Genomic DNA, 19,375 nt, shown 5'->3' on the forward strand with positions numbered 1-19,375 from the left:
AGTTACCAGTGGTAAGTTCCCGATCCGGGGCCGGGACGCCACAATGACTCCCGTGCGGATCTCCCTCGCGGCGCTGGCCGTCCTCGTCACTGTCGCCGGGTGCTCGGCTCAGGTGTCCGGAAGCGCGGCGCCTTCGGGCGACGGCTTCATCGTCAAGGACGGCACGCTGCTGCACTTCCGGCCGGTCCTGACCGAGCTGCCGCCGTCACCGACGCCCGCACCGACGGGCTCGGCGCCGGACCGGCAGAGTGCCGACCCCGCCGCGCAACAGGCCGCCGCGGCCGCGCTCGACTGCGCCCCGGGCAGCCCGGACCCGTTGGCCGGCCGGGACGACCCGGCGCGGCCGCTGGTCAGCTGCGACCGCGCGAAGGGCACGAAGTACGTGCTCGGCCCGGCGTTCCTGAGCGGCGCCGACGTCGGCTGGGTGGCCGCCCGCCTCGACCCGCAGTCGGGTCACCCGGTCATCGGCCTCCGGTTCACCGCGGCCGGCACCCGGACCTGGGCGGAGTGGACCGGCGGGAACGTCGGCAAGCAGGTCGCGATGGTGCTGCGGAGCCGCGTGCTCACCGCGCCGGCCGTCCAGTCCGCCATCACCGGCGGCGAAACGCAGATCTCCGGGGAGTTCACCCTGCCCGAGGCGCGGCAGCTGGCCCGCGACATCGCGGGCGGTTAGCAGGGGCGGGTCGCGGCTTCCGTGCAGGCTTCCATGTTCGTCGTGTTCGTGACCTGCTGCAGCAGCGTGTAGAGCGTCTCGCGCTGCTCTTCGTCGAGGCCGCTGAACACCTCGTCCTCGACCGCGGCGAGCGCGAACTCCGCGCGGGCCAACAGTTTCGCGCCGACGTCGGTCAGCTCGACGATGTGCCGGCGGCGGTCGACGGGGGAGCGGCGGCGCTCGATCAGGTTCTCCGTCTCGAGGTCGTTGAGCAGCCCGACGACGTTCGTGCCGTCCATCTCGAGGATCTTCGCCAGGTCCTGCTGCGAGCTGCCGCCTTGGTCGCGCAGCACCGTCAGGGCGATCAGGTGCCGCGGGCGCAGCCCGAGCGGGGCCAGCACCGACTCGCTGCGCAGCCGCAGCCGGCGCGCGAGGTGGTCGAGCAGCGCGCCGCAGCGGTGGGGCGGCTGGTTGACGACCGGCAGCGAAGTCATCTGCCCAGTATATGGCCGGCCTGATGATCGGTGTGCTATTAATGGTTTGTCTAACACCAACGATCTATGGACGGCGAACGACATGGCGCATCTCCTGCACATCGACTCGAGCATCACCGGCGAGGCTTCGGTGAGCCGCAGGCTCAGCGCGCGGGCCGCGGCCGCGTGGCGGGCCGCCCACCCCGACGGCACGGTGACCTACCGCGACCTGGGGGAAAACCCGGTGCCGCACATCGACGCGGCGGGCGGGACGGCCGGCCGGGTGCCGCCGGAGCACCACACGCCCGCGCAGGCGGCGGCGTGGGCGCTGACGCGGGAGATCGTCGGCGAGGTGCAGGCGGCCGACACCGTGCTGCTGGGCCTGCCGCTGTACAACTTCGGCCCGCCGAGCAGCGTCAAGGCGTGGGTCGACCACCTCATCGCCCCCGGGCTCTCGACCGACGCCGTGACGATGGCCGGCCTGCTCGGCGGCCGGGAGTTCATCGTGCTGGCCAGCCGCGGCGGCGGTTACGGCGCGGGCACGCCCCGCGCGGGCTGGGACCACGCCGAGGCGTGGCTGCCGCACGGCCTCGCGCCGACCGGCCTGGAGCCGCGGTTCATCACCGCCGAACTGACGCTGTCGTACGTTAAGCCGGCGATGGCGGAGCTCATCCCGCTGGCCGACGCCAGCCTCGCGACGGCCGAGCGCACCATCGACGAGCTGTGGGCGACCGCGCGCGTCTGACGTGACCGGTCCTCCTCACCGGCGTCGGGGGCCGGTGAGGAGGACGTCAGGACTGCGCGGCGGCGGGACCCAGGTCGAGGAGCTGCTCGAAGAAGCCGCCGATCTCGCGGTCGCGGTCGACGAGGTGGACCTCCAGGATCCAGTGCGACGCCTGGCCGCCGCGGTCCGTCCGGCGCATCGGCTGGTCGCTGCCGGGCGCGATGTAGGACGCGATCCTGGCGCCGTCGATCGTCTCGTGCGGGAACTGGCCGACGAGGTGCCCGGCGATCTCGCCGCCGAACTCCCAGCCCGCTTCGTGCGCGAGCTGGACCATGTGCGCGTACAGCTGCTCGCCGGTGATGTCCGGCAGCGCGTCGAAGTACGCCCGCCCGGCGTCGAACACCTTCGGCAGCGCGTCACGCAGCGCGTGCTTGACCGGGTCGTCGCCCAGCACGAACGTGCGGCCGAAGTCGGCTTCCCAGTCCTCGAAGATCGGGCCGAAGTCGGCGAAGGCGATGTCGTCCTCGCCGAGCACGCGGTCCGGCGGGTTCTCGCGGTAGGGCCGCAGCGTGTTGACGCCGGCGCGGACGATCCGCTTGTGCCAGTAGCGGCGGATGCCGAGCAGGTCCCCGGCCAGGTCGCGGATCGCGTCGCTTGCCTCGGTCTCGCGCACGCCCGGCGCGAGGATCCCGCGTTCCTCGACCGCGGCGAACAGCTCGACCGCCTTCGCCTGCGCGTCCAGCAGCCGCTCGGCCCGCAGCGCTTCGTCCTCGACCACGTCACCCATGGGCCGACGGTAGCAAGTCACACCGGATTCGCGGGTGCTCCCCAGCGCGTCCCGCCGTGACGCAGCTGCGGTGACCCGGCCCGCCACGCTGCCGCACCACCCGATCGTGCCGGGCCGCTTCCGGCGGCGTGACCTGCGGAAAGGTCGTAGCCTGACGCCGTTCACCACCCCTGTAACCCGTTAGGACGGCCATGCGTCTCTCCACCCGCAACCAGCTCACCGGTACCGTTTCGGCCATCAAGCCCGGCGCCGTGATGTCCGTCGTGACCGTCGAGCTCGACGGCGGCCAGCAGGTCGTCGCGTCCATCACGAAGGACGCCACCGAGGAGCTGGAGCTGGCGCCGGGCAAGCCGGTGACCGTGCTCGTGAAGTCCACGGAGGTCATGCTCGGCGTCGAGTGACGTCCTCCTTACGGGTGGTTCCCGGACGGGTGGCATGATGCGTGACTCGAACAGTGGCACCCGGGCCGAGGAAGGTCAGGTTTGAGCGCGCACACCTCCCAGATGGACGACCTCCGGCTGGTCGCGCAGCCCAGCGCGCTGCCGGTCAGCGAGCTGTTCGTCCGCCTGATTCTCAGCGACTGGTCCTTGAAGCCGATGTTGGAGCAGGTCACGGCCACGGCGAGACGCCTGGTCGAGGCGGTCATCGACGCCGGCGACCCCAAGGCACCCGCCTTCGTCACCCTGCGGCTGCGGCTGACCGCCGAGGTCCTGCTGGTGGAGGTGGACGACAACCTGCCCCACCTGCCGCCACCCCAGGCCGCACCCGGCGAGCGCGTCGGCGTCGACCCGGCACCCGGCGGCGGCCGCACCACCTGGTGCGAGCTGCCGCTGCCCGGCGGGATGACCGCGAAGCAGGTGCGCCTGCCGCGCCGGGGCGATCGCCGGACGCTGGTCGACGAGCCGGTCTCCGGTGACCCGGTGACGGCGGACCCGCAGGTCCTCGAACGGCTGCTCAGCCGATTGAGCGGCTGGTCCGGCGAGGGCTGAGCACCGGCGTTCCCGCCGGGACGGTCGGCGGCGGAACTGGTGATACTGGACCGGTGAAAGCCCGTCCCGTCCTCGTTGTGCTCTACGACGGCGTCCGCCTCCTCGACGTCTCCGGTCCGCTGGAGGTGTTCGCCGAGGCCAACGAGCACGGCGGGCGGTACGAGCTGCGGACGGCGTCACCCGGCGGCGCCGACGTCCGCGCCAACACCGGGACGCGCCTCGGCGCCGATCTCGACTTGGCGGCGGCCGACCCGCGCGGGGCGACGGTCCTGGTGCCCGGCGGCCCCGAGTGGGTCCGCACGATCGCCGACACCGAGCTGGTGGCCCAGATCCGCCGCCTCGCCTACGGCGCGAGCCGGACGGCGTCGGTGTGCGCGGGCGCGTTCGCGCTGGCCGCGGCGGGCGTCCTGGACGGCCGGCGCGCGACGACGCACTGGGACCTGACCGGCCAGCTGGCCCGCCGCTTCCCGCTGGTCCGTGTCGACGCGGACGCGATCTTCGTCAAGGACGGCCCGGTGATCACCTCGGCCGGCGTCACCTCGGGCATCGACCTGACGCTGGCGCTGGTCGAGGAGGACCTCGGCCCGGAGATCGCCCGGCTGGTGGCCAAGCACCTCGTGGTGTTCCTGCAGCGGCCGGGCGGGCAGTCGCAGTTCAGCGTCCGGCTGGAGACGGGCCGCCCGCGCAAGGAGGTGCTGCGGGGCCTGCTGGACGCCGTCGCGGCGGACCCGTCGGCCCCGCACACGCTCGGCGACATGGCGGCCCACGCGGGCGTCAGCGTCCGGCACCTGACCCGGCTGTTCCGCGAGGAGCTGGGGCGGACACCGGCCCGGTTCGTCGAGCAGATCCGCCTGGAGTTCGCCCAGCAGCAGCTGGAGAGCACCGTGGACCCGCTGGAGGTGGTGGCCCGCCGGTCGGGCTTCGGCTCGGTGGAGACGTTGCGGCGGGCCTTCGCGCGTGGCCTGGGCGTGACGCCGAGCGACTACCGGTCCCGGTTCCGGACCACGGGCATTTCCTGAACGTTCCGGCCGTCGTGTCCGTGCTTTCCGGTAGGGGGCATCGACGTGAGGAGGCCGGCCGTCGTGCGGATCGTGATCGCCGAGGACGACGCACTGCTGCGGGAAGGACTCGTGCTGCTGTTGCGCAGCGCCGGGTTCGTCGTCGCCGCGGCCGTCGACCACCCCGACGACCTGCTCACCGCCGTGGGGGACGTGGCACCCGACCTGGCCGTCGTCGACGTCCGGCTGCCGCCCACCTTCACCGACGAAGGCCTGCGTGCCGCGTTGGAAGCGCGGCGCCGGGCGCCGGGGCTGGCGATCCTCGCGCTGTCGGCGTTCGTCGAGGACGGCTACGCGGGCGACCTGCTCGCCGCGGGCGGCGGCGGGGCCGGCTACCTGCTCAAGGAGCGCGTCGGGAAGGCCGACGAGTTCCTGGACGCCCTCCGCCGGGTGGCGGCCGGCGGGACGGTGCTGGACCGCGACGTCGTCGCCCTGCAACTGGACCGGCGCCGCCCCGGCGACCCGGTCACCACGCTCACGGCGCGCGAACGCGAGGTCGTCGCGCTGCTCGCCGAAGGCCATTCGGTCCCGGCGATCGGCCGCCTGCTCGGCATCGGCACGGACGCCGCGCGCCGCCACGCCGGAGACGTCAGCACGAAGCTGCGCGTCCCCGACGAGGCCCAGGCGATGCTCAGCTACCTGCGTGCGTGAGCGCCAGCACCTCGGCCTGCTTCTCCCGGTACCGCACCACATTCGCCAGCTTGACGTCCTCGTAGCCGCGCACCAGGTCCGGTAGCTCGGCCAGCGCCAGGACCTGCGCGAGGTCGACGTCCTCGGCCCGGAACGCGCGCAGCACGACGCCGCGGTACTCCTCGACCAGCTCGCGCTCGACCCGGCGGACCTCGGCGCGGCCGAACGGGTCGAACTTCGTCCCGCGCAGCCGCCGCAGCGCGTGCAGCAGCCGGAACGCCGGGCGGAACCACGGGCCGAGGCTGATCTTGCGCTTCATGCCGAGCGCGCGCAGGACCGGCGGGTGCAGCCGGTACGCGTATCGCGTGCCCGCGCCGAACTGGGCTTCGAGGTCCGCCGTGAACGCCGGGTCGAGCGAGAGCCGCGCGACCTCGTATTCGTCCTTGTAGGCCATCAGCTTGTACAGGTGCTTCGCCACGGCCTCGGTGACCGCCGTCGGCCCGTCTTCCAGGACCCGCACCTGCTCGACGTACTCCGCGTACGTCCGGGCGTACGCCGCGTCCTGGTAGGCGACCAGGTCGGGGATCCGGATGTCGAGCAGCCGGGCCAGTTCCGACCCGGGCTCGGCGTGCACCAGCGAACGCACGGCCGGCGCGGCGGGCTTCGGCGTCGCGGCGGGCGCGGGGGCGACCGCGGCGGCCAGGGCGTCCGGGTCGGCGACGAGCTGCCGGCCGCGGCGGAAGGCCTGCAGGTTCGCGGCGACCGCGGTGCCGTTCAGCTCGATCGCGCGCTCGAGCGCCGCGGCGGGCAGCCCGATCACGCCGGTCTGGAAGGCCGCGCCGAGCTGCAGGACGTTCGCGAACTGGTCGTCGTCGAACAACGTCTCGGCCAGACCGCGCGCGTCGAGTGACACGGTGCGCGCCGCCGCGGCTTCCAGCGGGGCGAGGACGCTGCCGGGGCTGGGGAACGCCACCGTCGTGTCGACGACCATCCGGCCGGTCGGCACCTCGGTGGTCGACACGACCGCCGTCGTCCGGCCCGGATCGGCCACGCCCAGGTTCGTCGCGTCCGCGCCGACGAGCGCGTCGCACGCCAGGTAGAGGTCGCACTCCGCGGTCGCGAGCTTCGCGGCCTGGGCGACCGGCTCGGCCGTCACCTTCAGGTCGGACACCACGGCGCCGCCCTTCTGCGCCAGCCCGGTCTGGTCCAGCGTGCGGACGTGCCGGCCGTCGAGCACCGCGGCCGTCGCGAGGATCTGCGTCACGGTCACGACGCCGGTGCCGCCGATGCCGGTGATCCGCACGGTGAAGTCCGGCGACCCCGGCGAGGCGGGCGCGGGGACGGCGTCGGCGGCCAGCTCGCCCAGCTTGCGGTGCTGCTTGCGGCCGGTCGGCACGACGGTGACGAACGACGGGCAGTCCCCGGCCAGGCAGGAGTAGTCGACGTTGCACGACGACTGGTGGATCGTGGTCTTGCGGCCGAACTCGGTGGCCACCGGCTGTACCGACAGGCAGTTCGACTTGGTGCCGCAGTCGCCGCAGCCTTCGCAGACGCGCTCGTTGATCACGACGCGGGTCGCGGGCGTCTCCTGCTTGCCCCGACGGCGTTTCCGCCGCTTCTCGGCCGCGCACTCCTGCTCGTGGATCAGCACGGTGACGCCGCGGACGGCGGCCAGTTCCTCTTGTGTGCGCAGGATTTCGGTGCGGTCGCGGACCTCGACACCGGCGGGCAGCTTGCGGCGGCGCAGGGCCCCGGGCGCGTCACTGGTGATCACGACCTGCTTCGCGCCCTCGACGAGCAGCAGCTCGGCGACCTTCTCCACCGGCAGCGCGCCGACGGCGTCCTGCCCGCCGGTCATCGCGACGGCCGAGTTGTAGAGCAGCTTGTAGGTGATGTTGACGCCGGCCGCGACCGCCGCGCGCACGGCGAGGCTGCCGGAGTGGGTGAACGTGCCGTCGCCGATGTTCTGCACGAAGTGGTCGGCCTCGACGAACGGCGCCATGCCGATCCACTGGGTGCCTTCGCCGCCCATCTGCGTCACGCCGAGGACGGTGCCGACCTGGTCGGGCTCCATGAACAGGGCCATCGTGTGGCAGCCGATGCCGCCGCCGACGAGCGTGCCCTCCGGGACCTTCGTGGACGAGTTGTGCGGGCAGCCGGAGCAGAAGTACGGCGTCCGCGCCAGCAGCGGCACGGAGATGCGCTCGCGCCGCCGGCGGCCGCGCCAGGCCTCGACCGACGGGATCTCGTGGTGAGCGGCGAGCCGCCGGGCCAAGCCGGTCGCGACGACGTCCGGGTCCAGCTCGCCCAGCTCGGTGAACAACGTGCGGCCGTCGGCGTCCTTCTTGCCGTGCACGGCGGGCGCGCCGGACGTGCCGTAGAGGACTTCCTTGAGCGCGGCTTCGATGAACGACCGCTTCTCCTCGATGACGACGATCTCGTCGAGCCCGTCGGCGAACTCCCGGACGATCGACGGCTCCAGCGGGTGGATCGCGCCCAGCTTCAGGACGCGGATGCCGTGCCGGTGCAAGGCTTCCTCGTCCAGGCCGAGGATGCGCAGGGCCTGCTGGACGTCCAGGTAGGACTTCCCGGCCGAGACGATGCCGATCCGGTCGGCCGGGCCGCGCGTGGTGATCCGGTTGAGACCGCTCAGGCGCAGGTACTCCATCGCCAGCGGCAGCCGCACGGTGAAGAGGCTGCGTTCCAGCGCGGCGAGGCTCGCGCCGAGCAGCTTCGACGTCGGCGCGTGCCGGTACGCCGTGGGTCCCAGGTCCGGGCCCGTCCACTGTGGACCGACCTGGGCGGTGCCGGACGCGTCGGCGACGTTCGTGACGACCTTCAGCGACGACCACAGCCCGCTGGCCCGGGACAGCTCGACCGCGTGCATCCCGAAGTCGAGGACGTCCTGCGAGTCGGCCGGGTACAGGATCGGGATGGCCAGGTCGGCCAGCGTGAGCTCGGACGCGCAGGGGATCGTCGAGGACTTGGCGTTCGGGTCGTCGCCGACCAGCGCGACCGCGCCGCCGCGGGGGTCGGTGCCGGCCAGGTTGGCGTGGCGCAGGGCATCGGACGCGCGGTCGAGACCCGGTGCCTTGCCGTACCAGTACCCGGTGACGCCGCGCTGCCCGCCGGCGCCCGCGACGAGCTGGCTGCCCATCACCGACGTCGCGGCCAGCTCTTCGTTGAGCCCGGGCCGGTGCACGACGGCGTGCTTCTCCAGCAGCGTCGCGCGGCGGCCCAGCTCGAGGTCGTACCCGGCCAGCGGTGAGCCTTCGTAACCGGAGACGAACACCGCGGGGTCGCCACCGTGGGCGCGGTCGTGGCGGACGCGGTCGAACAGCAGCCGCACCAGGGCCTGCACCCCGGTGAGGTGCACGGTTCCCGCCTCCCGCAGGTAGCGGTCCTCCAGCGTGAACGACTCCACGGCGCGGCTCCCTTCGCCCTCGCGCGGCTGTGCTCGGGCGCACAGTGCGATGCGGGCCACGGCACACGGTATCGGCCCCGGACGCAACAGCCGACGCGGGATCACCGCCTCTCACGCAAACTTCGGCGGTCATGATCGACGATTGGCCCGGTTTTTTGCGCGGAGTTACGCTCGCCCGCATGACCGAAGAGCTACTCGACGCCACCGACCACGAGATCCTCGGCCTGCTGCGCGAGGACGCCCGGCGCACGCTGTCGGACATCGCCGGCCGGGTCACTTTGTCGACGGCGGCGGTCAAGCGGCGGATCGACCGCCTCCGCGAGACAGGCGTGATCACGGGCTTCACCGTCCAGGTCGACCACGCGAAGCTGGGCTGGGGCATCGAGGCGTTCACCGAGCTGCGGTTCGTCGGCAACACGAAGGTCGCCGAGATCCTCCGCACGACCACGCGGATGCCGGAGGCCCAGGCGGTGTTCACGATCGCGGGCGACCCGGACGCCCTCGTGTGGCTGCGCGTCCGTGACATGGCTCACCTCCAGAAGACGATCGACGAGATCCGCCGCCACCACCAGATCACCGGCACCAAGACGCTGATCGCCCTGGAGTCCTGGTCGCGTGGGCACTAGCGTCACGCTCTCCCGGCGCCCGGACTAGCCGCGGCGACCTAACCCGCCGGTTTCGCCGCGGTAGACGGAAGGCGAGCCGCCTGGTCCGCAACCTCGCGGGTCGCGAGACCTGGTCGCTCGGCGACCGTCCAGGCAACCCTCGCCGCCTAGTGGCGCTGTACCGGCCTGCCGTTCGATCGCGACGGCTCGGTGCCGGCCCCGGAGCGCTCGCACCCGGGCAGACACCTAATCGCCCAGCAGCACGCCCGAGTCGCGCTCCCGTTGCAGGAAGAACTCCGGCCATTCGAGCGCGCCCGGCGGTGCCTCCAGCGCGGTCGCCCGGCGGCGCATCTCGGTCAGGAAGTCCGTGTCCAGCACCGTCCGGGCCGAGATCGGTTCGCGCAGCAGCGTGCCGGCCGGGCCTTCGTACAGGTAGGCGTCGACGCCGGGAAAGCCCTTCGTGCCCGGCGGGAAGTCGCGGTCCAGCGGGAAGTACGACGCGTCCAGCTGTCCCAGCCACGAGTTCTTCAGCGTGGTCAGCGACGGCCACGAGCCCAGGCGTGGTTCGAGCCGCGCGTTGTCCTTCAGGAAGCCGCGGTGGTCCGCGACGACGAACGCGCTGCCCGGGTACTCCTGCTCCAGGCGGCCGACCGCGCTGCCCGTGTTGTGCGTCAGGTGCCCGAGTCCGAACAGCAGCAACGCTTTCCGGTGTTTCTGCAGCACCTGCGTCTTCAGTACGGACACGATCGCCGGGTCGCGCTCCTCGAACGGCGTGAAGTCCGCCGGGTGGTGGATCCTGCTCCAGTCGACCGGTGGATCGCAGGCCAGCACCCGGATCCGGCGGCTCGCCGGCAGTGTCGTGTTGACCTGCCGGACCAGCGGGAACAGTTGTTCGTAGAACGTCGAGAACCCGCAGCTGGGCTGGGTGGTGTTGCGCCACACCGGCCGGACGTCGGCGATCGGGACGTCGGCGCCGGCGATGTAGGCGTCGAGAACCGGTTGGTACAGCGAGTTCCCGCACTCCACGGCGATGTCGTTCACCTTGCCGGGCAAACGTGGGTCGCGGACCAGGTCGAGCAGGAAGCTCCCGACGTCCGGGCTGGACTTGGCGACGAGCGCGTGGTCGTCGAACGCGGCCAGCAACGCGCCCGCGGCGTCCGGCGACGACCGCGAGTGATCGGCCGTGGCCGGTGCGGCCGGCGTGACCACCAGGCCCATGGCCGCGAGCACGGCCAGGAAGATACGCATGAACGGCTCCTCGGAGCGACGAAGTTCCCCCACTGTCTTACGTCTGTAAGACAACTCGGTCAGCATCCAGCCGCGCCCGAGCCGTTGTCAAGGGCGTCCCACGATCGTGTCAGTGCCGGAAGGCCTCCGCGAGCCACCACGAACCGCCGTCGTCGGCGATCTTCGCGTCGATGACCAGGGGCGCGTCGCGCGGTCCGGCGAGCCAGTCCTTCACCGCGAAGAGGTCCTCGGCCGACCGCACGGTGACGCCGGCGCAGCCGAAGCCACGGCCGATGGCGGCGATGTCGGAGTCGGGGAACCGGACCGTGGTCATGTCGGCATCGCCGAAGTGGTGGATCTCCGCGCCGTACGCGGCGTCGTTGTACACGATCACGACCAGCGGCAGGCGCAGCCGGACCGCGGTGTCCAGCTCGGACAGTGCCATGTGGAACCCGCCGTCGCCGGTGCCCAGCACCGGCAGCCGGTCCGGCCGGGCGAGTGCGGCGCCGATCGCCGTGCCGAGACCCAGGCCGACGCTCTGGAACGCCTGGGTGAAGCAGAACCCCAGCTCGTCGGGGACCGAGAGGTACGCGCTCGGGTAGCCCATGAAGTTGCCGGAATCGATCGAGACGATCCGCTCGGCGGGCAGCAGGTCGTCCAGGAGCCTGCTGAGCGTCCGCGGGTCGATCCGGCCGCCGCGGGACAGGTCGTCGTGCTCGACGTCGTTCCAGCGCCCGGCCGCCGCGATCCGGCCGGCGACGTCTTCGGTCCGGTAGCCCACCGCCTTGTGGTCACCGAGCTCGCTCAGGACGTCTTCGGCGGTGCAGCCGGCGTCGCCGACGACGCCGAGGTCGATCGGCCGGTGCGCGCCGAGCGCGCCCTGTTCGAGGTCGACCTGGGCCAGCGTCGCGTACGGGCTGAGCAGCTTCCCGTCGCGGGTGGTCCACGTGTTCAGCGCGCAGCCCCACCCGACGACGAGGTCGGCGCCGGCGATCAGCTCCGCGGCCACCGGCGAGGCGAACCCGCCCGAGATGCCCAGCGCGAACTCGTCGTCGTGGAAGAGCCCGTGCGCGACGGCCGACGTCGCCAGCAGTGCTCCGGCGCGCGAAGCCAGTTCCCGCAACGGTTCCCGGCTCCCGCGGGCGCCGCGCCCGGCGATGAACACCGGCCGTTCGGCGGCGATCAGGAGGTCCGCCAGATCGGCCGCCGCGCCGATGTCGGGGCGCATCGGGGCCGGTCCGGGGACGAGTGGAAGCACGTCCGGCAGGTCCGGCGCGAGCTGCGCCTGGACGTCGAGCGGCAGGTTCAGCACGACCGTCCGGCGCTCCTGCCGGGCGGTCCGGAAGGCCCGGACGGTGTCCGCGACCGCGCTCGCGGCGGAGTGCACCCGCTCGGGCACCGCGCCGGCCGCGGTGGCCAGCCCGTCCTGGTCGATGCGGAAGTTCGACAGCACCGACGAGCCCGCGGAGTCGGCGGTCACCACGAGCATCGGCGTCCGGCTCTTGGCCGCCTCGGTGATCCCCGTGACGGCGTTGGTCAGCCCGCAGCCCTGGTGCAGCGACAGCACCGAGACCTTTCCGCTGATCCGCGCGTAGGCGTCGGCCATGCTCGCCGCGCCGCCTTCGTGGCGGGCTGCGACGAACCGGACGCCGCCCGCGCGCAACGCGTTGGTGACCTCGAAGTTGCCGCTGCCCACCACGCCGAACGCGGTGCCGGCGCCGAGGCCGGCCAGGGTGCGGCCGACGAGCTCGGCGACGTTCACCGCTCCACCAGGGCCAGCACGCGCGCCGGGCTGCCGGACCCGCCGACGATCGGCAGCGGCGAAACGATCAGCAGCACGCCGGTCGGCGGCAGGGACGCGAGGTTCTGCAGCTGCGTCAGGCCGTGCTTCCCGGCGCCGAGCAGCAGCTCGTGGCACGGGAACATCGGATCGAGGCCGGGTGCCTGGCCCGCGTCGGTGCCGACGGTCTCCACCCCGAACCCGGTGATCGGGGCTTCCTCGGCGAGCCACCGCGCGCACTCCGCGGAGACGCCGGGGGTGTGCGAACCGGTCTCGTCGGCGTTGAGGAACTCGTCCTGGTCGCCGCCGCGCGCGTCCCAGCCGGTGCGGTAGAGCAGCCAGCCGCCAGCCGGCAGCGGCCCGTGCTCGGCCGTCCACGCCGTCACGTCGTCCACCGAAAGGAGGAAGTCCGGGTCCGCGGCCGCCCGTGCCGAGAAGTCGAGCACGACCGCGGGCGCGACGAGCGTCTTCAGCGGCACCTGCGAGACGTCGTGGCCGTCCTTTCCGGACACCCAGTGCACCGGCGCGTCGAGGTGGGTGCCGGTGTGCTCGCCGGTGTGGATGTCGTTCCAGTACCACCGCGGGCCGCGCTCGTCGTAGCGGCTGATCTCCTCGAGGCGGAACGGGATGGTGTTGGCGAAGGGTTCGGGCAGCCGGAGGATCGGCGTGCTCGGGCTCAGCGGCGCGGTGAGGTCGACGATGTCGACCGCCCCCGAGGTGATCGCCTGGCCCAGTCCGTCCAACAACGACATGCCTGCCTCCCGGGTGCGGGTGAACGTCTCGTCCGAGACCCTATGCCGGGAGCCCGGTCCTTGACAGGGCTCGATTCCGGGTGTTGTCTTAATGTCGTAGGACAGTAGGAGGGTGTGGGGTGATCGAGTTCGTCCTGGACGGCCGCTCGCGGGTCGCCACGTACATGCAGCTCGTCCTGCAGGTGAAACAGGCGCTACGCGTCGGCCTGCTGCGTGACGGCGACCAGCTGCCGAAGGTGCGTGAAGTGGCCCAGGCGCTGGCGATCAACCCGAACACGGTGCTCAAGGCCTACCGCGAGCTGGTGCTGGAGGGGCTCGCGGAGGGCAAGCCGGGCGTGGGCACGTTCGTCACCGGCACCCTCGCTGGGCCGTCGCTCGGCTACCAGGCACGGCTGCGCGAGGAGCTGGTGGCCTGGCTGGAGCGCGCGGGGGAGGCGGGGATGTCGGGTGACGACATCAGCGCGCTGATCGACACGACGATGCGCGGCACCACGCCGCCGTTCGACCAATGGAAGCTGTAGTGACCCGAGGGGAGTCCGACGATGGAGCTGGCGGTGGAGGCCAGGGCGCTGGGCAAGCGCTACGGGCGCAGCTGGGCGCTGCAGGACTGCGCGCTGACGCTGCCCGCTGGGCGGATCGCCGCGCTGGTCGGCCCGAACGGCGCGGGCAAGTCCACGCTGCTGCACCTGGCCGTCGGGCTGCTGAAGCCCGACGCGGGGGAGGTGCGCGTCTTCGGCCGTGACCCGCGTGACGGGCCCGCGGTGCTCGCCGACATCGGGTTCGTCGCGCAGGACACCCCGGTGTACCGGGACTTCACCGCGGCGGAGCTGATCACCATGGGCGGCAAGCTGAACCGCCGCCGGTGGGACGCCGCGCTGGCCCGCGAGCGGCTCGCCGCGCTCGGCATCCCGCCGGGCAAAGCCGTCGGCAAGCTTTCGGGCGGGCAGCGGGCGCAGGTCGCGCTGGCGCTCGCCCTGGCCAAGCGGCCGCGGCTGCTGCTGCTCGACGAGCCCATCGCGAGCCTCGATCCGTTGGCGCGCCGCGAGTTCATGCAGACGCTGATGGGTGCAGTGGCCGAGAGCGAGACCACGGTGCTGCTGTCCTCGCACCTGCTGGCCGACCTCGAACGCAGCTGCGACTACCTGGTCGTCCTGCAGTCCTCCCGCGTCCAGCTGACCGGCGCGGTCGACGAGCTGCTCGACGCGCACCGCACGCTCACCGGCCCGCGCGCCGGCAGCGAGTCCATCGCCGGGGTCGCGGAAGTCGTCCGCGCGAGCCACACGGACCGCCAGTCGACACTGCTCGTCCGCCGGGGTGCCGGTTCGATCGATCCACTGTGGACGGAACACGAAGTGACCCTGGAGGACCTGGTGCTCGGCCACCTCGCCGCGGCCGAGCCCCGCGTCGCCCCGGAAGCGTGGGGGGTGCCGGCATGATCTGGCTGACCTGGCGCCAGTACCGCAGGCAGGCGTGGTTCACCCTCGCCGTCCTCGGGGCGCTCGCCGCGATCGTCATCCCCACCGGCCTGGCGATGCACGCGAAGTACGAGGATTCAGGCCTGGCCGCCTGCCGGGCCGCATTGGGCCAGGCGTCGATGATCACGCAGACGGCGTCGGTGGCGAACTGCGAAAGCCTCGCCCACCAGTTCCAGCAGCAGTTCGGCGGCATGGTGTTCGTCGCCGTCCTGTTCGTGATCCTGCCGGTGCTGGTCGGCGTGTTCTTCGGCGCGCCGCTCATCGCGCGTGAGGTCGAGCAGGGCACGCACCGTCTGGTGTGGACGCAGGGCGTGAGCCGGCTGCACTGGGCGCTGGTCAAGTTCGGGCTGGTCGGCTCGATCACGGCGGTGCTGGCTGTCGGGTACGCGCTGGGCGTGTCGTGGTGGTTCGAGCCGCTGGTGAGCGCGACCGGCCGGCTGGGCTACTTCGCCTTCGACGTCCAGGGCGTCGTCCCGGTCGTGTACACGCTGTTCGCCCTCGCGCTCGGGATCTTCGCCGGGACGTACTGGACGAAAGTGCTGCCCGCCATGGGCATCTCGCTCGTCGGCTACGCGGTGGTCCGCGTCGCGATCGAGGTCTTCGCCCGCCCGCGGTACCTGCCGGCGCAGACCCTCACGTTCGCCCCGGACAGCGGGCAGACCCCGAACACCGCGGCCGGCGACTGGGTGATGGACCAGGGTGTGCGCAACGCGGCGGGCGACATGGTGCTGCCCAACTCGCAGATCGGCCCGTGCGGCCCCGAAGGCTGCGGCACCGGCGGTGCCGGCGGCCCTGGTGCCTACAACTGGATGGAATACCAACCGGGGGACCGGTTCTGGACGTTCCAAGGCATCGAGACGGGCATCTTCGCGGTGCTGACGGCGGCGCTGGTGTACTTCGCGATCCGCCGGGTCCGCGTGCTCGCCTGACCCGCGCCCGGCTCAGGATTTCCGGCCCCAGAACGCGCGGACCACTTCGGCGAAGGCGCGCAGCCCCTCCGGGCCGCGTTTCTTCGCGATGTACACGCACACCGGCAGCGCCGCGACGAAGCACACCGCGAGGCAGAGCACGACGTAGAGAGGCGCCGCCACCCACGAGCTGACACTCACCTTGACCTCGCCCATCACACCGCCCGTCCCGGTACCGGCGGTGCTCGTCGAAGTCGGTTCAGCTGGGGTGTTCGGTGCTGCGGAGGGCAGTCCGGGTCTGCCCGGTCGCCATCGGCCACCGTGGTACCCGCCCGGCTTGCGCCGAGCCACGCACACAGTCGTCGCGACCCGGTGCGTTCCGGACCCTCCGGTCGGATCTTAACCGGGATCTGACCGCGGGTACACGACCGAATCCGGGCCGTACGCCGGCGCCTCCGACGAACGGCGGATTTACAACGTTGTATACAGCGGGTAAGACTGTTTTTACAACGTTGTAACGACCGCGGAGGCTGATACCCGTGTCGCTGAGCCGCAGGCAGTTCGTCGCCGGAGCCGTCGCCGCCGGTCTGTTCGCGAGTACGCGGGACGCCGGGGCCGCCGTTCCCGGTAGCCGCACCGTCGCCCCCGCGGCCGGCGGGCTGTACACGCCGAACGCGGCTCCGCTCAAGCCCACCGCTTTCCTCAAGCTCCCGCCCGGCGCGGTCACCGCGCGCGGCTGGCTCGCCGGGCAGCTGCGCCTGCAGCTCGACGGCCTGTGCGGGCACTACGCCGAGACGTCGCACTTCCTCGACTTCGCCACCAGCGGCTGGGTCCACCCGGAGCGCACCGGCTGGGAGGAGGTGCCGTACTGGCTGCGCGGCTACGTCGACCTCGCCGCGGTCACCGGCGACGCCACCGCGAAAGCCACCGCCGGCAAGTGGATCGACGCGATCCTCGCCACCCAGCAGTCCGACGGCTTCTTCGGCCCGACGGCGCTGCGCACCGCGCTCAACAACGGCCCCGACTTCTGGCCGTACCTGCCGCTGCTGCAGGCCCTGCGCTCGTGGCAGGAGTACACCGGCGACACGCGCGTCGTCCCGTTCCTGACGCGCTTCCTGCGCTACATGAACGCGCAGGGGCCGGGCGCGTTCAACTCCAGCTGGGTGTCCGTCCGCTGGGGCGACGGGCTCGACAGCGTGTTCTGGCTGTTCAACCGCACCGGCGACACCTTCCTGCTCGACCTCGCCGACAAGATCCACACCTACGGCGCCAACTGGGTCGGCAACCTGCCGAGCCTGCACAACGTCAACGTCGCCCAGGGGTTCCGAGAGCCCGCGCAGTACGCGCTGCGCACCGGCTCGGCGTCGCTCACCCAGGCCACCTACCAGGACTACACCACGGTCATGGCCGCGTACGGCCAGTTCGCCGGCGGCGGGTTCGCGGGCGACGAGAACGCGCGTCCCGGCTTCGGCGACCCGCGGCAGGGCTTCGAGACCTGCGGGATCGTCGAGTTCATGGCCAGTCACCAGTTGCTCACCCGGCTGACCGGCGACCCGGTGTGGGCCGACCGCTGCGAGGACCTCGCGTTCAACTCCCTGCCCGCCGCGCTCGACCCGGCCGGGCGCGCGGTGCACTACATCACCAGCGCGAACGGCGTCGACCTCGACAACGTCCCCAAGAGCGAAGGCCAGTTCCAGAACGGCTTCGCGATGCAGGCCTACCTGCCCGGCGTCGACCAGTACCGCTGCTGCCCGCACAACTACGGCATGGGCTGGCCGTACTTCACCGAGGAACTCTGGCTGGCCACCCCGGACAACGGGCTCGCGGCCGCGATGTACTCCGCCAGCAGCGTCACGGCGAAGGTCGCCGACGGCACGGCGGTGACCATCACCGAGGACACCACGTACCCGTTCTCCGAGCAGGTCACCTTCACCGTCCGGACGCCGCGGAACCTGGCTTTCCCGCTGTACTTCCGGATTCCCGCGTGGTGTGCGGCGCCACGGCTGGTCGTCGCGGGCGCGTCGGTCGCGGTGACGGCCGGGCCGTCGTTCGCGAAGGTCTCGCGCACCTGGGCGGACGGCGACGTCGTCACGCTGACGCTGCCGCAGCGCACGACCGTGCGGACCTGGAGCGCGAACCACGACTCGCGGTCGGTCGACCACGGCCCGCTGACGTACTCGCTGAAGATCGGCGAGAGCTACCAGTCGCTCGGCGGGTCCGCGCAGTTCCCGCAGTACGCCGTGCACGCGACGACGCCGTGGAACTACGGCCTGGCCGTCGACGCGGCGCTGACCTTCTCCGCGGCCGGGGGAGCGTTGCCCGCGAACCCGTTCACCCCGGACGCCGTCCCGGTGAAGATCACCGCGTCGGCGCGGAAGATCGCCGAATGGACCGTTGACGACCAGCACGTCGTCACGCCGTTGCAGGCGTCACCGGCGAAGAGCGACGCGCCGGTCGAGACGATCACGCTGATCCCGATGGGCGCGGCGCGGCTGCGCGTCACGTCGTTCCCGACGACGGCGCCGGACGGGCACCCGTGGCTGCCCGGCGGCGGGGGAGCGGCCATCCGGATCGTGAACCGCAACTCGGGCAAGGTCTTGGGCGTCGATCAGATGTCCACAGCGGACAGTGCGCGGGTGGTGCAGTTCGCCGACAACGGCACCGACGACCACCTCTGGCACCTCGTCGCGAACGGCGACGGCTGGTACCGGATCCGCAACCACCACTCGGGCAAGGTGCTGGGCGTCGACCAGATGTCCACCGTGGACAGTGCGAAGGTGGTCCAGTTCACCGACAACGGCACCGCGGACCACCTCTGGCAGCTGGTCGACAACGGCGACGGCTGGTGGCGGGTGAAGAACCGCAACTCCGGCAAGGTCCTCGGCGTCGACCTGATGTCGACGGCGGACAGCGCCCAGGTGGTCCAGTTCGCCGACAACGGGACAGCGGACCACCTCTGGCAGCTGCGTTAAAGAGTCTGTCGTGAGTGGTAATGCGGGTTCTAACCCGCATTACCACTCACGACCACGGCTAGCGCTTGACCCCGACGATCCCGGCCACGCACTTCGCGGAGCCGCTGAGCGGCGTGAGCCGGGGGCCGTCGGGCCACCACTCGTCGCAGACCGCCAGGCCCGGCTCCGACGTCGCGTTGGGCTGCAGGAACTCCAGACCCGGCAGCATCGCCTCGATCTCGGTGCGGGTGCGGAACCGGCCGGCGCCGAGGGGGCCCTGGGTCAGGATGTCCTCGATGCGTTTGGCGATCGCGGTCAGCTCCGGCACCTCGGGGTCGAAGAAGTGCGACAGCACCACGTACGAACCCGGCGCGAGTGCGTCGATGTACTCGCCCATGACGTCGGCGGCGCCGTCGCCCTCGAAGTGGTGCATCGTGCCGACGTGCAGCAGCGCGACCGGCTCGGTGAAGTCGATGTGCCGCAGCACCTCGTCGTTGCCCAGCACCGCTTCCGGCTTGAAGATGTCCGCCTCGACCATGTGCGTGAAGTCGTTCTCGGCGAGCAGCGCGCGGCCGTGCGCCAGGACCACCGGGTCGTTGTCGATGTAGACGACGTTCGTGTCCTTGTCGATGCGCTGGACGATCTGGTGCGTGTTCTCCGCGGTCGGCAGCCCGGACCCGCAGTCGACGAACTGCCGGATCTTGGTCTGGCTCGCCAGCATCCGCAGCGCGCGGTTGTGGAAGCCGCGGTTGCCGCGGGCGATGTCCACCGCTTCCGGGACCGCCTGCCGGATCTTCTCCATCACCACGCGGTCGACTTCGTAGAAGTTGTGACCACCGAGGAACCCGTCGTAGATCCGCGCGATGCTCGGCCGCTCGGGATCCACCCCCACCGGCTTCTGGCTGGGGGAACTCACGGACGGGACATCGGACATGGCGAC

At 72.0% G+C, this 19,375-nt stretch carries 19 protein-coding genes; 11 read left to right on the forward strand and 8 right to left on the reverse strand.

Going from position 1 to position 19,375, the window contains the following annotated elements; genetic code table 11:
* The first annotated feature begins 43 nt into the window (after nt 1-43).
* Nucleotides 44-673, forward strand: coding sequence for a SecDF P1 head subdomain-containing protein (locus OHS58_RS05435; RefSeq protein ID WP_328647354.1), 630 nt, complete (start codon nt 44-46; stop codon nt 671-673).
* Here the strand turns inward: OHS58_RS05435 and OHS58_RS05440 are convergent.
* The gene (locus tag OHS58_RS05440; protein WP_326951015.1) at nt 670-1,146 is read right to left on the reverse strand and encodes a MarR family winged helix-turn-helix transcriptional regulator; all 477 of its coding nucleotides are present in this window, start codon (nt 1,144-1,146) and stop codon (nt 670-672) included. The genes OHS58_RS05435 and OHS58_RS05440 overlap by 4 nt on opposite strands.
* Before the next feature lie 82 nt (nt 1,147-1,228).
* Here OHS58_RS05440 and OHS58_RS05445 point away from each other — a divergent pair, with 82 nt between their 5' ends.
* Complete coding sequence (locus OHS58_RS05445) at nt 1,229-1,870, forward strand: FMN-dependent NADH-azoreductase (RefSeq protein ID WP_328647355.1); 642 nt, start codon at nt 1,229-1,231, stop codon at nt 1,868-1,870.
* Nucleotides 1,871-1,916: 46 nt separating this feature from the next.
* Here OHS58_RS05445 and OHS58_RS05450 read toward each other — a convergent pair whose 3' ends face one another.
* Nucleotides 1,917-2,636 carry a M24 family metallopeptidase gene (locus tag OHS58_RS05450; protein WP_328647356.1) on the reverse strand — a complete coding sequence of 240 codons (720 nt, stop codon included), beginning with the start codon at nt 2,634-2,636 and terminating at the stop codon, nt 1,917-1,919.
* Between the two features lie 191 nt (nt 2,637-2,827).
* Here OHS58_RS05450 and OHS58_RS05455 point away from each other — a divergent pair, with 191 nt between their 5' ends.
* The 4 genes from OHS58_RS05455 (at nt 2,828) to OHS58_RS05470 (ending at nt 5,334) form a co-directional block, all read left to right on the forward strand.
* Complete coding sequence (locus tag OHS58_RS05455; RefSeq protein WP_326951012.1) at nt 2,828-3,037, forward strand: TOBE domain-containing protein; 210 nt, start codon at nt 2,828-2,830, stop codon at nt 3,035-3,037.
* Between the two features lie 81 nt (nt 3,038-3,118).
* Nucleotides 3,119-3,625: an ATP-binding protein gene (locus OHS58_RS05460; RefSeq protein WP_328647357.1), complete on the forward strand. Its 507-nt coding sequence runs from the start codon at nt 3,119-3,121 to the stop codon at nt 3,623-3,625.
* Between the two features lie 53 nt (nt 3,626-3,678).
* Entirely contained in the window at nt 3,679-4,644 is a 966-nt protein-coding gene (locus OHS58_RS05465) for a GlxA family transcriptional regulator (RefSeq protein WP_328647358.1), read from the forward strand.
* A 63-nt stretch (nt 4,645-4,707) separates the two neighbouring features.
* Entirely contained in the window at nt 4,708-5,334 is a 627-nt protein-coding gene (locus OHS58_RS05470; protein WP_326951009.1) for a helix-turn-helix transcriptional regulator, read from the forward strand.
* Here the strand turns inward: OHS58_RS05470 and OHS58_RS05475 are convergent.
* Nucleotides 5,315-8,737 carry an indolepyruvate ferredoxin oxidoreductase family protein gene (locus OHS58_RS05475; protein WP_442875519.1) on the reverse strand — a complete coding sequence of 1,141 codons (3,423 nt, stop codon included), beginning with the start codon at nt 8,735-8,737 and terminating at the stop codon, nt 5,315-5,317. The genes OHS58_RS05470 and OHS58_RS05475 overlap by 20 nt on opposite strands.
* A 179-nt stretch (nt 8,738-8,916) precedes the next feature.
* Here OHS58_RS05475 and OHS58_RS05480 point away from each other — a divergent pair, with 179 nt between their 5' ends.
* Nucleotides 8,917-9,363 carry an Lrp/AsnC family transcriptional regulator gene (locus tag OHS58_RS05480; RefSeq protein WP_247053617.1) on the forward strand — a complete coding sequence of 149 codons (447 nt, stop codon included), beginning with the start codon at nt 8,917-8,919 and terminating at the stop codon, nt 9,361-9,363.
* Between the two features lie 225 nt (nt 9,364-9,588).
* Here the strand turns inward: OHS58_RS05480 and OHS58_RS05485 are convergent, their stop codons facing one another.
* The 3 genes from OHS58_RS05485 to OHS58_RS05495 all read right to left on the reverse strand — a co-directional run bounded on the left by OHS58_RS05485 (nt 9,589) and on the right by OHS58_RS05495 (nt 13,101).
* Nucleotides 9,589-10,590 (reverse strand): hypothetical protein, encoded by a 1,002-nt coding sequence (locus tag OHS58_RS05485; RefSeq protein ID WP_328647360.1) that lies wholly within the window; start codon nt 10,588-10,590, stop codon nt 9,589-9,591.
* 109 nt (nt 10,591-10,699) lie between these two features.
* Nucleotides 10,700-12,331, reverse strand: a complete 1,632-nt coding sequence (locus OHS58_RS05490; protein ID WP_328647361.1) for a thiamine pyrophosphate-binding protein — start codon at nt 12,329-12,331, stop codon at nt 10,700-10,702.
* Nucleotides 12,328-13,101, reverse strand: coding sequence for a cyclase family protein (locus tag OHS58_RS05495; protein WP_328647362.1), 774 nt, complete (start codon nt 13,099-13,101; stop codon nt 12,328-12,330). Before OHS58_RS05495 ends, OHS58_RS05490 begins: the two co-directional genes overlap by 4 nt.
* 119 nt (nt 13,102-13,220) lie before the next feature.
* On the opposite strand from OHS58_RS05495, the gene OHS58_RS05500 reads away from it, so the two are divergent.
* Genes OHS58_RS05500 through OHS58_RS05510 form a run of 3 tightly spaced genes read left to right on the forward strand, consistent with a single transcriptional unit; the run spans nt 13,221 to nt 15,505 of the window.
* Nucleotides 13,221-13,622 (forward strand): GntR family transcriptional regulator, encoded by a 402-nt coding sequence (locus OHS58_RS05500; protein WP_247053609.1) that lies wholly within the window; start codon nt 13,221-13,223, stop codon nt 13,620-13,622.
* A gap of 21 nt (nt 13,623-13,643) precedes the next feature.
* Nucleotides 13,644-14,537 carry an ABC transporter ATP-binding protein gene (locus OHS58_RS05505; protein ID WP_326951004.1) on the forward strand — a complete coding sequence of 298 codons (894 nt, stop codon included), beginning with the start codon at nt 13,644-13,646 and terminating at the stop codon, nt 14,535-14,537.
* Entirely contained in the window at nt 14,534-15,505 is a 972-nt protein-coding gene (locus OHS58_RS05510; protein WP_328647363.1) for an ABC transporter permease, read from the forward strand. Before OHS58_RS05505 ends, OHS58_RS05510 begins: the two co-directional genes overlap by 4 nt.
* Before the next feature lie 12 nt (nt 15,506-15,517).
* Here the strand turns inward: OHS58_RS05510 and OHS58_RS05515 are convergent, their stop codons facing one another.
* The gene (locus OHS58_RS05515) at nt 15,518-15,700 is read right to left on the reverse strand and encodes a hypothetical protein (protein WP_328647364.1); all 183 of its coding nucleotides are present in this window, start codon (nt 15,698-15,700) and stop codon (nt 15,518-15,520) included.
* A gap of 323 nt (nt 15,701-16,023) precedes the next feature.
* Between OHS58_RS05515 and OHS58_RS05520 the strand changes: the two genes are divergently transcribed.
* Complete coding sequence (locus OHS58_RS05520; RefSeq protein WP_328647365.1) at nt 16,024-18,456, forward strand: RICIN domain-containing protein; 2,433 nt, start codon at nt 16,024-16,026, stop codon at nt 18,454-18,456.
* Between the two features lie 58 nt (nt 18,457-18,514).
* Here the strand turns inward: OHS58_RS05520 and OHS58_RS05525 are convergent, their stop codons facing one another.
* Complete coding sequence (locus OHS58_RS05525; protein WP_326952219.1) at nt 18,515-19,369, reverse strand: SAM-dependent methyltransferase; 855 nt, start codon at nt 19,367-19,369, stop codon at nt 18,515-18,517.
* Nucleotides 19,370-19,375: the final 6 nt, after the last annotated feature.

The organism is Amycolatopsis sp. NBC_00348 (assembly GCF_036114655.1).
In the GTDB taxonomy this organism is placed as follows: Bacteria; Actinomycetota; Actinomycetes; order Mycobacteriales; family Pseudonocardiaceae; genus Amycolatopsis.